Genomic DNA, 12,412 nt, shown 5'->3' on the forward strand with positions numbered 1-12,412 from the left:
TACTAAGCCTGCGAGCAGATATAGGCGTACACAAAAAATTTAGAGGGTGAGAATATTTGAAAAATATATCTAGTGTATTTTGGATTGTGATTGTGATCACAGCTGCTGCTGTATTATGGGGCGTTGTTTCTCCAGACAGCCTGCAAAACGTATCCCAATCCGCACAAGCGTTTATCACCAATACGTTTGGTTGGTATTATCTTTTAGTTGTCTCATTGTTTGTCGGGTTCTGTCTCTTTTTGATTTTCAGCCCGATCGGCAAAATTAAACTCGGAAGACCCGATGAAAAACCGGAATTCGGGTTATTATCATGGTTCGCCATGCTGTTCAGCGCAGGCATGGGAATCGGCTTGGTATTCTACGGTGCGGCTGAACCGATCAGCCATTACGCAATTAGCTCTCCATCAGGTGAAACAGAAACCCCCCAAGCCTTTAGAGATGCACTCCGCTATACGTTTTTCCACTGGGGTCTGCACGCTTGGGCCATTTATGCCGTCGTGGCATTATGCATTGCCTATTTCCAATTCCGAAAAGGCGCTCCAGGATTAATCAGCAGCACGCTGTCACCGATTCTAGGCGATAAAGTTAACGGTCCGATCGGCAAATTAATTGACTGTATTGCTGTTTTTGCCACAGTCGTCGGAGTAGCCACAAGCCTTGGTATCGGGGCGACTCAAATTAACGGCGGATTGAGTTACTTATTTGGCATCCCAAATAACTTTCTCGTTCAATTTATTTTGATTGCCATTGTTACTGTGCTTTTCTTGATTTCTGCGTGGAGCGGACTCGGAAAAGGCATTAAGTATTTGAGCAACACCAATATGGTATTAGCTGGACTGTTAATGCTGTTTGTGCTGTTTGTCGGGCCTACCGTACTGATTATGAACTCATTTACAGATTCTATCGGACAGTATATTCAAAACATCGTGCAAATGAGCTTCAGACTGACACCGTACGATCCTGAAAAACGCGAATGGATTAACGGCTGGACAATTTTCTATTGGGCATGGTGGATTTCCTGGTCTCCATTTGTCGGCATTTTCATCGCCCGGGTATCCAGAGGACGGACGATCCGTGAATTTTTGATCGGCGTCTTGGTAACACCATGTATTCTCGCGTTCCTATGGTTCTCTATCTTTGGCGTATCGGCTATGGATCTTCAGCAGAACGGCACATTCAATGTAGCGAAGCTGTCAACGGAAACAATGCTGTTTGGAACACTTGACCATTATCCGCTGGCGATGGTGACATCTATTTTGTCACTGATCCTGATCGCTGTATTCTTTATTACGTCTGCTGACTCTGCAACATTTGTGCTCGGCATGCAGACGACCTACGGCTCATTGAACCCAGCCAATTCAGTAAAATTCAGCTGGGGCATCATTCAATCTGCCATGGCTGCTGTCCTCTTGTATTCCGGCGGTCTTTCCGCTTTGCAAAACACAGCCATTCTGGCAGCGCTGCCGTTTTCTATCGTCATCCTGCTGATGATTGCCGCTCTCTATAAATCGCTCTCAAAAGAACGAAGAGAGATCAAAAGAGCGGAGAAAATCGACAAACCGAGAAGTCCAAGAGTGAAAAAGGCATATTAACAAAAAAGATCTTTCCGCGCACGCGGGAAGATCTTTTTTTATTTGCGGTATAGAATAAGGGCGGAAAAACAGTAAAGCTGCTCACCGTCCGGATCGCACGCCGCCGAAACCGTATATTTGATATCAATCAGCTGCTCCTCCGATATCCCTTTTAAAAATGAATTGATTTCCGTCTGTAAGTCTTTTTCATGTTCTTCATCAAATACTGCCACCTTCAGCATCTTATCCGCTCTCCTTTCTCTATCAATCTATTCCGTTTGGAACAGCGTTATGATAGAGAAATGATGATCACCTCATCTCCGGATAAAAAGCTTTCTTTGTATGGTGTTTCTTCTGCGGCACACCGTCTTGGTTCTCCACTTTCAACAGTACAGCATAAACCATTCGCATATGGCAGTAGCTGATCAGGCTGACACTGAAAAAAGGGACAATGCCGGGCAAGTACGCAAGCAAGAAAAAGAGAACCACAGTCAGCGCAAGCATCGCAAGCGTATATTGCAAATACGCTACACTGAGCAAGAGCGAAAACTTCACATACAGACGTTTTTTCCAGTCAAAATGGACAAGCAGCGGAAACACATAAAAAAGCATGGATACGAACAAAAAGCCAAATATCATAATGGCGAAGCGCAGAACATGCAGAAGGAAATGGCTCGGATAAATAAAGGCCAAATCGATATAAATGATCAATCCGATAATCGCCAATACAGCGCCAATCAGATTTGAACGAAAAAACTCAGCCTTGTATTCCCGCCAAAACGTTTTTAGCACCGAAATGTTGTCCTGCCCCTGAACCCACTTCCGCATGACCGCGAATAAAGCCGCAGTCGCGGGCATGATGCCAAACACACCGAGACCGAGCAATACAAACAACAGCCACAGCAGGTTTGTATACGCGAATCTCATGATCCATTCGCAAAAGCGCAGCATCCGCCCCAGTGAACGATCATGTTCCATGGCGTCCCCCCCTTTTTGCACTATACATTCTGCATCTGAAAAAGCTCTTTAATCCCGATCGGCCTCTTTTCGGCAACCGAGCGCCACATTCCCTCACCAACCGCGATGGAGTAGGCTCCGGCTTCAGCCCCGGCTAAAATATCATAGCGGCGAAGCGGGTCTTTCCCTAAAAAAAGATCCTCAAGCAAAAGCGGATCGCCTCCGCCATGCCCTCCCTCATTTTTGACCACTTGTATCGTCTGCTTTGATTCAAAAAGCGGATAGTATTCGATTGTCTGCTCAGGAAAAGCAAACGGAATTCTGGAAGGTTCGTGAAATTCATTTGATTCGATCCGCCCTTTTGTGCCGTTGATCGTCAGCCGGTAGCCTTCATACGGGGCCGAAAATAAAATTGAATAGCTTAATAGTGCACCGCCATCATATTTGACTGTCGCCACGTACGTATCCTCGATGTCAATTTCTTCGTCAAAAATACACGCGTCAGGCCTGTATGCAGTATATAAGCTGGACTGGTCTCCTGCTTGGAGATGATCATCCTTTACAGAAGCTTTGGAGGAACGGGGATGCCACCTAGAATAGTAATGGCACTTTTCTTTGACCCGGCACGTCCCGCAAAAACGCCCGTCTTCTTCCGGCAAGGGGTTCCACTCACTGTCCGGCCCATAGTAATTCAAAGCGCCATAAGCAAATACCTCCTTCGGATTTTGCCCGAGCCACCAATTGACGAGATCGAAATGATGCGTTGATTTATGGATCGAAAGACCTCCGGAAAGCGGTCTCGACCGGTTCCAGCGTTTAAAATAGCTGGCGCCATGATACGTATCAATATACCAATTTAAATCAACGGAAGTGACCCTGCCTATTTTTCCTTCCAGAATCATTTCTTTTATTTTCCGATGAAACGGGCTGTAGCGATAGTTAAACGCGACGGTGACTTTTCCTTCGCTTTTGGCCTCCGCTTCAAGCACCCGATTCGCATCCTGCACTGTCGTCACCATTGGTTTTTCAGTAATCACATCTGTATTCCACTGAAGGCTTTTTACAATATATGTGACATGCGTATCGTCCCTGCCTGCCACAATGACGATATCAGGCTTTGACACGCGCATCATCTCGTCGAAAGCATCTTCGTTAAACTCGGCCACGTGGGCCAGCTCGGGAAATTTCTTCTTGCAAACGGCAAAACGTTTCGGATCGGCATCCAGCAATCCGGTAATCTCATAATGAGTTGAAAACCGCTCCATCAGCGGCTTGATAAACATACTGAGAGCTCTGCTGCTCACTCCGCAAATGACGATGTTCTTCAATGTTCTCACCTCTATCGGGCTTCAGTTAGTTGGGAAATCAGCTGCAGCGCTTCCTCTGTTTTTTCAGCATACACAGGGATAAACGCTGCCATATCGCGATTCAATCGAAAAGAATAGCCGTTCAGCTGTTTTTCCCCTTTTTCGATCTGAACGGCATAGATTGTTTTCTCTCCTGTTTTTTTATTAACCGTTGTATAAGGAGATGTTTTTTCAGGAGACAATCCGTTTAACGGCTGAAAATTTTCCGGATCATCGTAAGCTTGAAACATGTCTTCAGGCACGATGAAAACATCTCCCTCATGGGCGGTAATTTCAGTCAGCAGTTTTTCCTGAAAAGCTGGAAAGATATCGACCTTCCCGGCATTCTGCCCAGCGGCCATTTTTATGTTTTCCTGTACGCCAGCCTTCATATCAGAAAAGAGAATGACATGCATTCCGTCCGGCCTGCTTGAGCATGATGCCAAAAAGAGCACTAAGACGATCACCCACAAAGCCGTACGTATCCTTTTTGTCATTTTCCCGCTGACCTAACTAGAGGCTCCAGCTCTGTCATAGCTAAAATAAACGCTCCGGCTCCGTGCAGATCGTTTGTGCTTCTTTCGCGGCTGACATAATAGTCATAGAAGCCGGCTGATGTTCCGACACATATGTCTTTGACGAGAAACGCTCCGTCTTCTGTTGTTTCGGTTTTATGCTGAATCAAGCCTTGATACGCTTTTAGTAGTGTTGTTTCGTAAGCTCTGTCTAGATAGCCTTTATTGATTCCTTTCGCAAGTGCGTACATGTACAGGCAGGAACCTGAGCTTTCCAGCCAGTTATCAGACCTGTCTCCCTTATCAACGATCTGATACCATAGCCCTGTCTCCTTGTCTTGATAGCGGCAGATGCTTTCCATCATGTCCTGCAGCGTGTTTTTCCACACATGACTGTTCGGATGCTTCTTCGGCAGCTCTTCAATCATGTCAGCTAGAGACATGACATACCAGCCGATGGAACGTGCCCAAAATTCCGGTGAACAGCCTGTCTCTTCATTGGCCCATGGCATTTTTTTCGCTTCATCCCAAGCGTGATAAAAGAGTCCGGTTTTTGAATCCTTCGTATGCTTTCTCATCAATGACTCCTGCAGCACGACCTGATCAAACAGCTCCGGCTCTTGCTTCAGATTCGCGTATTTCAGTGCGAACGGCCCCCCCATGTATAAGCCGTCAAGCCACATTTGGTAAGGATAACCGTCTTTGTGCCAAAAACCATCCTCAGACGTCCGGTTCAATGTTCCATATAAGCCGCGGAGCCTTTTTGCCGCTTTGACATACCGCTCATCCTTCGTCTGCTCGTATAATGGAAAAAGAATGAGACCCGCTTGAATAGCGTCCAGCTCATCTCTCCTAAATAATAGATTGCCATAATCATCGATTAAGAGATCTGCATAAGCCTTCGCATACTCAAAATACCGCTTTTCTCCGGTTGCTTTCCATAACCGCAATACACCGCATAAGAAAACGCCTTGATGGTAATGCCAGCGGTTTGCAGGCGGCAGCTCCTCGACTGTGTACGTGTTCATAATCGTATTTGCCAATGCCTCCGCGTACGTAAGAGGCGATTTTACAGCGATTGATTGATCCATTGATCCCATCCCTTTCCTAATAAATTCCTTCCTCTCCAAATTTCTTCGCCAAACGATTCGCAAGCATGACCAAAATCAGCCCGACTGCCGCTTTAAATACACCGACTGCTGTACTGTAGCTGAATTGCCCCTGTTTCAGCCCGGCAGTATAAACATACGTATCAAAAATTTCCGCTACTTCCCTATTCGTTGCATTTAACAGCAAATACACATGCTCGAAGCCAAGCTCCAGCGTGTCTCCGATTTTCAAAATCAGCAAAACGACGATAACGCTTTTAATGGCGGGCAGCGTAATATGCCACATTTGCCGCAGCCGTCCCGCTCCGTCCATTTTCGCCGCTTCATACAGCTGAGGGTCAACCGCTGTAATGGCCGCCAGATAAATGATCGTCGACCATCCAGCTTCCCTCCAGATAACCTGAAGAATATACAGGGGCCTGAACCATTCTTCGTTCAGCAGAAAATTGATTTTTTCACCGCCAAAAAACACAATCAGTTCATTAATCAAGCCTCCGTCTACCGTTAAAAGCACAAACGACAGCGATACAACAATGACCCAAGACATAAAATGCGGGATATAAATCAGCGTCTGAACAAATTTTTTAAAGAGAGCAATCCGCACTTCGTTCAATAGAAGCGCCAGCAAAATCGGCACCGGGAAAAATATGGCCAGGTTCAACGCAAATAACACGAGCGTATTTTTTAACAAGAGAAAAAATGTAGGCTCAGTAAACAGCCTGATAAAATGCTTCAGACCGACCCACTCACTGCCCAAAATGCCGAGGAATGGCTGATAATCCTGAAATGCAATCACAATCCCCCACATCGGGACATACTTAAAAAGCAAAAAATAAATACACCCAGGCAAAATCATCAAGTACAAATATTTTTGCTGGATCAGTTTACTTAGTAAGCGCTTTCTTTTTTCTTTTTTAAAAATGACTGCATCAACAGCCGGCGCTTGCGCTTCTGCTGTTTTCATTTTTTTCAAGCCTCCTTTCACAGGTTCTTGCATTCACTGTAGCTCAGCAGGCAAAAGTCCGTCTACAATCATATGATCACATCCTGTTTTATCCCTTTATGATCAATGGTTCAGCAGTTCCACCTGAAATAAAGACACCGATATTAGAAAATGATTATTGACAATATCTATCAATCTTTGGATTAATTGTATTAAAGTGAAGTGGATTTAGGAAATGGGGGGTTTTATGAAAAGAAGCCAATACAAGTTTTACTACAAGCTGATCACGTTTTTCTGCCTGCTCAGCACCATTCCGGTTATTTTGGTCGGATTGTTTTCGTACGAGCACTCTCAGAAAACGGCTATTTCCAACGTTTCGGAGGAAAAATTCGACACACTCCAGCAGACCCAGCAAAGCATCGAGCATATCTTGAAAACCGTTGATCACTCTTTGACCCACTATGTGAGTTCGCCGCCTCTCCTTCGCACTCTGTCCGAGTCTTTGCACTCTGACCAATTTCAAATCTATAACCAAGTGAACCAAGAGCTCAATTATCTGCAAAGCTTTGATACCGACCTGTCCAATCTGACGTTAGTCAGTTATACGAAAAAATGGTACATGAACAATTCCGGTTTGTACCGCTTAAACACAGACACTCTTCATGAAGCAGCCTCAGCATACACGAAACACAAAGCTAGCCGCTCATATTGGACACTTGAGGAAAACAATCATTTGATTTCCACAAAAGAAGGCACATCAGACAACTGCCGTTACAATATCAATTTAATTAAGCAGCTGCCTTTGAACAGCACAAATACAAAAGGATTAGCCGCCGCAAGCATCCCGAGCTGTTCGCTTGTCAAAAATATGCCTGACTATTCTAACGCCAACAACCTGTTTATCATGGATGAAAAAGGCCGCATCATCCTGCATAACAATATGTCTGACGTCGGAGAATCTCTTCATAACGACGGTTTTGTCCAAAAAATGCTGGCGCAAACCGCTAGTAGCGGTCAGTTTGAAACAGTTATTGACCGGATTCATTATAAAGTCACCTATCAAAAATCCGATTATAACACGTGGACTTATTTTTCTCTCGTTTCCCTGCCTGAGCTAAAAAAAGAAGCCAAGTCAATCGGCTGGATCACTTTTACAGTATGCCTTATTTTGTTAACGCTTTCATTACTGTTTTCTTGGCTGGGTTCCCGCCATTTTTACAAGCCGATCAGGGTGCTTTACGAATCATTCGCAAGGCATGGTGCCATACAAGAAAAACAGCCGCCTCAAAATGAATTTGAGTTAATTGAACAGAGCTTTAAGCAGCTGAAGGACAGAAATGATGATCTTGAAGAAACGATGAAGCAGCAAGCCACTCACCTGCAGCAATATTTTATGGTCAGGCTTATGCTCGGAAAACTGACGGATGAGGAGGTTAATAACCGCTTTGAAAGCCTCGGCTTAAAGCAAAATTGGCGGCACCTTGCCCTGCTTGTGCTCCAAATTGACACACTGAATCATACACCTTATGAGAAAAAAGATATGGATTTGCTTTTGTTTGCCGTCAACAGCCTGATTGAGCGCAGCATCCCGACGGACAAACATCTTGCCCCCGCCGTGGTGGACAAACAGCAGGCAACGATTTTGATCAATCAAAGCGGGACAAAGGAGGAATTCATGGCTGAGCTGAATGAGACTGCAAGGATGATTCAGAAAAAAGCGGAAGCTGAGCTGCAGCTGTCTGTCAGCATCGGCATCAGCCAGCCGTTTGATGCGCTGACAAAGGCGAAAACAGCCTACGCTGAAGGTTCGGAGGCGTTGAAATACCGGCTCAAAGCAGAAAACAAATCGATTATCTTTTATGAAGACCTGGACCAGAAAAAAACCTTCAAAACCCATTTTCCCAAGCAGCTTCAGCATGAGCTGTTCGATGCCGTCAAAGCAGGAGACAAGGAGAAAGCGGACAAATGCCTGCACGCGATTTTGCAAGCCATTTTCACCCAGAACACTAACCCGTACCAATTTCAGATCGCCATCGCGCGCTTTTTGAACCATGTGATTGAGCTGATGCATGTGCTCGGGATCGAATTGTTTGAGCTTGAAGAAAACAAAATGCTGTATGACCAGATTTTCGAGCTGAAAACGTTCGAGGATACCGAAAACTGGCTCAAAAATGAGTTTATTGACCCGATGACAGACAAAGTGAACGCCCGCGCGGATGCCCAGTACAAAAATATTTCCGACAACATCATTCATATCATCCACCATGAGTTTGAATCTGAGTTGACACTGGATGAAATCGCACGCAGGCTCCATTACAACCCAAACTATTTAAGCAGCATTTTCAAAAAAGAAATGGGTATTTCATTCAGCGAGTATGTCTCAAGCTACCGACATCATATGGCGAAAAGCTGGCTTGCCGAAACCGACATGGCGGTCAAGACCATTGCGGAAAAACTAAAATATAAAAACTCGCAAAATTTTATCAGGTCATTTAAAAAGCTGGAGGGGATTACACCGGGAAACTACCGCCAGCAAAAAAAAAGCATGTAAAAAACCCAAAACACGCAAGCGGTTTTGGGTTTTTCCAGTGTTATTTTGTTTGTTTAAACGCTTCTTCGTATTCCTGAATAATTTGTTTTCCTCCGCTTGACTCCCATTTTTCTACTTCTTTATCGAACTGGCTTTCTGTGATGTCGCCAATCATATATTTATAGGTCGCATCATCAATGATTTTCTTCAGTTCGTCCCCCCGTTCCGACTCCGCCGCGGAATACAGGCTTTCAGCAGGATTTGAGACGATGATCTTTTCATTGTCCTCAGTCAGCTCCTCATACGCCGTCCGAAGCGGATCTCCAGTATTTTTTAAGTAGGCTTTATCAATGGCTATTAAGGCGGACAGCGGCTGAATATCAGTCTGCCAGTCTTTTACCTGGCTTTCTTTGCGTGTGAACGTTTTGTCCTCTCCTTTGTTGTAGTGCACGCCGTCGATGCCATAAGTCATCAGGCTATAGACGTCTTCTTCGGCAATTCGGTCAAAAAATGCCAAGATCCGTTTAAGCTCAGCTTCCGTTTTCACACTCGTTTTCGGGAAAGCAAACACGCCGTTATGGCCTCCTGATGCCCATACCCGCTCTTTCCCATCTGGGCCTTTTATGCGGTTGATGATCTCAAGCTTCATCGATTTATCAGAAGCATGGTCGCGCAGATTGACGGCATCTACCATATTGCCAATATAAATGCCGGCTTTTCCTTGAGAAAAAAGCTCCTGCTGCTGGGTTTTGCTTGTGACGGGAAAATCCTTATTCATATACCCCTTATCACGCAGCTTTTTCATATAGTTCATCGTGTCTTTATATTCCTGTGTCATGAAATCAGGAGTGAATTTGCCGCCTGATTCCTTCCAATCTGTCGGCATGCCTTCATACGAGCCAATCGTTTTAAACGCGCCGTAAATCAGGTCATTACGGTCTGCCAGCCCGAACGTATCATCTTTCCCATCCTTGTCCGGGTCGTCCTCCGTAAATGCTTTGGCCACTTCATAAAGCTCATCTAGCGTTTCCGGCGTTTTCAAATTCAAATTGTCCAGCCAGTCCTTCCGAATGACGATCCCCTGTCTTGAAAGCGGACGCTCTCTGTATATCCCGTAGAGTTTGCCATCGATGGTTACGTTTTTATTAATGAGTTTGTTCATTTTGTTTAAGTTAGGATAATCCTTGATATAATCGCCGATTTCCCAGAACATTCCTGACCGGAAGGCATTCATGACTGACGAATTTTTAATATCCTGGATGGTCACGATTTGCGGAAGATTGCCGGCTGCAAGCGCCGCATTCAGCCTATCTTCTTTCACCGCGTCTGGAACCCAGGTGATGTCGAGTTCTGTATTTGTCAGCTTTTCAATTTCTTTAATCGCCCTGTCTTTCGGCGGCTGCTGGTGATACAAAATCGCCATCCAAGACAGCTTTACCTTTGAATCCGAGTCAGCTTTGCCTTCAGCCGCAGACTGTTCAGCCCCTTTACAGCCCGCCAGCACTCCGCCGAGTGCCAGTACAAGCACCATAAAAAGCACCCTCCATTTGTTTCCCATCGTACCCCTCCGTTTCATATTTTTATCCTTTAACAGAACCCAGTAAAGCTCCTTTTGCAAAATGCTTTTGTATAAACGGATAGACAAGCAGAACCGGGATGGTCGCCACCACTATGACCGCCATTTTAATCGTTTGCTCAGGCGGCGGGCTGCCCGAACCCATCTCTGACATATCCCCCTGCATGCCGCTTGATACAATGACGATTTGGCGCAGAAGCACCTGAATCGGCCATTTTGCTGAATCATTTAAGTACAAAATCGCTGTCATATACGTGTTCCAATACGTGACCGCATAAAACAATGAAATCGTTGCGATCGCAGGCAGAGACAGCGGCAGCACGATTTTAAAGAAAATGCCCAGGTCATTGCACCCATCGATTTTCGCGGACTCTTCCAGGCTTGCCGGGATATTTTGAAAGAAGTTTTTCAGAATGATCAGGTTAAAAGCATTAATGGCTGTCGGCAAAATGAGCGCCCAGTAAGAATCGAGCAATCCAAGCGATTTGACCACAAGAAAAGTCGGAATCATGCCGCCGCTGAACAGCATCGTAAATACAACGAGAAACATGAGCGGCTGCCGTCCGATTAATTCACGGCGGGATAACCCGTAAGCCATCAGTGAAGATAAAAACATGCTGACTGCAGTACCTATCACTGTCACAAACACAGAAACAAGCAAACTCTTATAAATAATATCTGTTGAAAAAATGTAGCGATAAGCATCTAGCGAAAAAGTGGTCGGTATTAAAATAAATGTTTTCGACACAACTTCTTCTACTGTGGCGAAGGATGCTGCGATGACATGAATGAACGGCAGTACGCATATTAAAGCGAACATCAGCAAAAACCCGTAAATCAACATATCAAACAAGCGACTTTTCAGTGAATGTGCGATAGCTCCCACCTCTCTTTTGTAAGCGTTATCATTCTTTCCTAAACAAGCTGCAGCATGTGACGATATCGTGTCTAAAATGTAGCAAATCTGTGATTGACATGTCTATAATCATTTGAACAGAGCCCCAGGCCGGGCGGGGAATGCCGCGCATGAAGGCCGATGACAAAAGAAAAAGAGCATAATCTTAGAAAATGATTATGCTCCGTTCTCCTCCCCGTTCAGAAGTTCGGCCGTATTAATTTGCGGCGAAAAACCAAGTTCATTGACAGCAGATTCAATGGACCATGGCCGGCCCGGATTATCAGAGACGGCGTAATAAGTGCCGTACCGGATATTGGTTTCAATGGCGGCTTTAAAAATTGACAGCAGATCAGGGCGAGAAAGCAGTGTCTTTTTCGTCCGTTCTTTTTCATGCAGCGTATCCATTTCATCTGTGACGACTGTTCCGATTCGAAGGTTGATCACTGAAAGCTTTTTTTCCAAATAAAACAAATGGCCGATCTGTTCAGACGTCAGCTTTAATACACCGTACAAGTTTTTTGACAGCGGATAATCGCTTGTTGTGATTTCCTGTCCTAAGAGCGAGTGCCCGTCTTTTTCGTATACATCTGTGACATGATTGCTGCTGGCGAACACGAGCTTTTGAATGCCGAGCTCTGCTGCTGCGCGGCACAGATAATAGCTTGCCCTATAGAAAACATCCGTCATTTTTTCAAACTCAGCGATGTCCATGACATCGTATTTGATTTTGACAGCCAGTAAATTTAAGATCACATCAGCATCTTTCGGAATCTTCTTCAAGAGATCCTCGTAATTTGCGGCGTCAGCCTGAATGAAAGAGGCTGTGCCATCGAAATGATCTTTATCAAGCACTGTCACTTCATAATCTGAAATAAGCCCTTCAGCAAGCAGTCTCCCTATCACACCATTTCCGCCGGCAATCAGCACTTTTTTCACTGTGTTCACTCCCCTTTTTTATAGATTGCCC

Annotated in this window: 11 protein-coding genes; 2 read left to right on the top strand and 9 right to left on the bottom strand. The window is 45.1% G+C overall.

The window, feature by feature from the left end; translation table 11 throughout:
• Nucleotides 1-56: 56 nt before the first annotated feature.
• Nucleotides 57-1,592 carry a glycine betaine transporter OpuD gene (gene opuD / locus JQX68_RS15185; protein WP_014665036.1) on the top strand — a complete coding sequence of 512 codons (1,536 nt, stop codon included), beginning with the start codon at nucleotides 57-59 and terminating at the stop codon, nucleotides 1,590-1,592.
• A gap of 38 nt (nucleotides 1,593-1,630) precedes the next feature.
• Here opuD and JQX68_RS15190 read toward each other — a convergent pair whose 3' ends face one another.
• The 6 genes from JQX68_RS15190 to rmgP all read right to left on the bottom strand — a co-directional run bounded on the left by JQX68_RS15190 (nucleotide 1,631) and on the right by rmgP (nucleotide 6,462).
• Nucleotides 1,631-1,813, bottom strand: a complete 183-nt coding sequence (locus tag JQX68_RS15190; protein ID WP_003223398.1) for a sporulation protein Cse60 — start codon at nucleotides 1,811-1,813, stop codon at nucleotides 1,631-1,633.
• 67 nt (nucleotides 1,814-1,880) lie between these two features.
• Nucleotides 1,881-2,549, bottom strand: coding sequence for a YesL family protein (locus JQX68_RS15195; protein ID WP_205440332.1), 669 nt, complete (start codon nucleotides 2,547-2,549; stop codon nucleotides 1,881-1,883).
• A gap of 20 nt (nucleotides 2,550-2,569) precedes the next feature.
• Nucleotides 2,570-3,856, bottom strand: a complete 1,287-nt coding sequence (locus JQX68_RS15200; protein ID WP_205440333.1) for a Gfo/Idh/MocA family protein — start codon at nucleotides 3,854-3,856, stop codon at nucleotides 2,570-2,572.
• Nucleotides 3,857-3,867: 11 nt separating this feature from the next.
• A complete protein-coding gene (gene rmgS, locus JQX68_RS15205; protein WP_082032953.1) occupies nucleotides 3,868-4,371 on the bottom strand; it encodes a rhamnogalaturonan transport/degradation protein RmgS in 504 nt (167 codons plus the stop codon).
• The gene (gene rmgQ / locus JQX68_RS15210) at nucleotides 4,368-5,489 is read right to left on the bottom strand and encodes an unsaturated rhamnogalacturonyl hydrolase (RefSeq protein WP_205440334.1); all 1,122 of its coding nucleotides are present in this window, start codon (nucleotides 5,487-5,489) and stop codon (nucleotides 4,368-4,370) included. Before rmgQ ends, rmgS begins: the two co-directional genes overlap by 4 nt.
• Before the next feature lie 7 nt (nucleotides 5,490-5,496).
• The gene (rmgP, locus tag JQX68_RS15215; protein WP_014665041.1) at nucleotides 5,497-6,462 is read right to left on the bottom strand and encodes a polygalacturonan/rhamnogalacturonan ABC transporter permease; all 966 of its coding nucleotides are present in this window, start codon (nucleotides 6,460-6,462) and stop codon (nucleotides 5,497-5,499) included.
• Nucleotides 6,463-6,676: 214 nt separating this feature from the next.
• On the opposite strand from rmgP, the gene JQX68_RS15220 reads away from it, so the two are divergent.
• Nucleotides 6,677-8,992 (top strand): helix-turn-helix domain-containing protein, encoded by a 2,316-nt coding sequence (locus JQX68_RS15220; protein WP_205440335.1) that lies wholly within the window; start codon nucleotides 6,677-6,679, stop codon nucleotides 8,990-8,992.
• 40 nt (nucleotides 8,993-9,032) lie between these two features.
• Here JQX68_RS15220 and JQX68_RS15225 read toward each other — a convergent pair whose 3' ends face one another.
• From JQX68_RS15225 to JQX68_RS15235, 3 genes are all read right to left on the bottom strand, one after another.
• Nucleotides 9,033-10,529, bottom strand: a complete 1,497-nt coding sequence (locus tag JQX68_RS15225) for an extracellular solute-binding protein (RefSeq protein ID WP_069150098.1) — start codon at nucleotides 10,527-10,529, stop codon at nucleotides 9,033-9,035.
• 22 nt (nucleotides 10,530-10,551) lie between these two features.
• Nucleotides 10,552-11,412 carry a carbohydrate ABC transporter permease gene (locus tag JQX68_RS15230; RefSeq protein ID WP_080478349.1) on the bottom strand — a complete coding sequence of 287 codons (861 nt, stop codon included), beginning with the start codon at nucleotides 11,410-11,412 and terminating at the stop codon, nucleotides 10,552-10,554.
• 207 nt (nucleotides 11,413-11,619) lie between these two features.
• Nucleotides 11,620-12,381 (bottom strand): NAD-dependent epimerase/dehydratase family protein, encoded by a 762-nt coding sequence (locus tag JQX68_RS15235; protein ID WP_205440336.1) that lies wholly within the window; start codon nucleotides 12,379-12,381, stop codon nucleotides 11,620-11,622.
• Nucleotides 12,382-12,412: the final 31 nt, after the last annotated feature.

It is taken from the genome of Bacillus sp. LJBS06, assembly GCF_016924995.1.
GTDB lineage: Bacteria > Bacillota > Bacilli > Bacillales > Bacillaceae > Bacillus > Bacillus stercoris.

What these genes read in the sequence shown, in the direction of transcription:
- JQX68_RS15225 (WP_069150098.1), bottom strand. Translation starts at nt 10,529, where the DNA reads ATGGGAAACAAATGGAGGGTGCTTTTTATGGTGCTTGTACTGGCACTC.
- JQX68_RS15190 (WP_003223398.1), bottom strand. Translation starts at nt 1,813, where the DNA reads ATGCTGAAGGTGGCAGTATTTGATGAAGAACATGAAAAAGACTTACAG.
- JQX68_RS15195 (WP_205440332.1), bottom strand. Translation starts at nt 2,549, where the DNA reads ATGGAACATGATCGTTCACTGGGGCGGATGCTGCGCTTTTGCGAATGG.
- rmgS (WP_082032953.1), bottom strand. Translation starts at nt 4,371, where the DNA reads ATGACAAAAAGGATACGTACGGCTTTGTGGGTGATCGTCTTAGTGCTC.
- rmgP (WP_014665041.1), bottom strand. Translation starts at nt 6,462, where the DNA reads ATGAAAACAGCAGAAGCGCAAGCGCCGGCTGTTGATGCAGTCATTTTT.
- JQX68_RS15220 (WP_205440335.1), top strand. Translation starts at nt 6,677, where the DNA reads ATGGGGGGTTTTATGAAAAGAAGCCAATACAAGTTTTACTACAAGCTG.
- rmgQ (WP_205440334.1), bottom strand. Translation starts at nt 5,489, where the DNA reads ATGGGATCAATGGATCAATCAATCGCTGTAAAATCGCCTCTTACGTAC.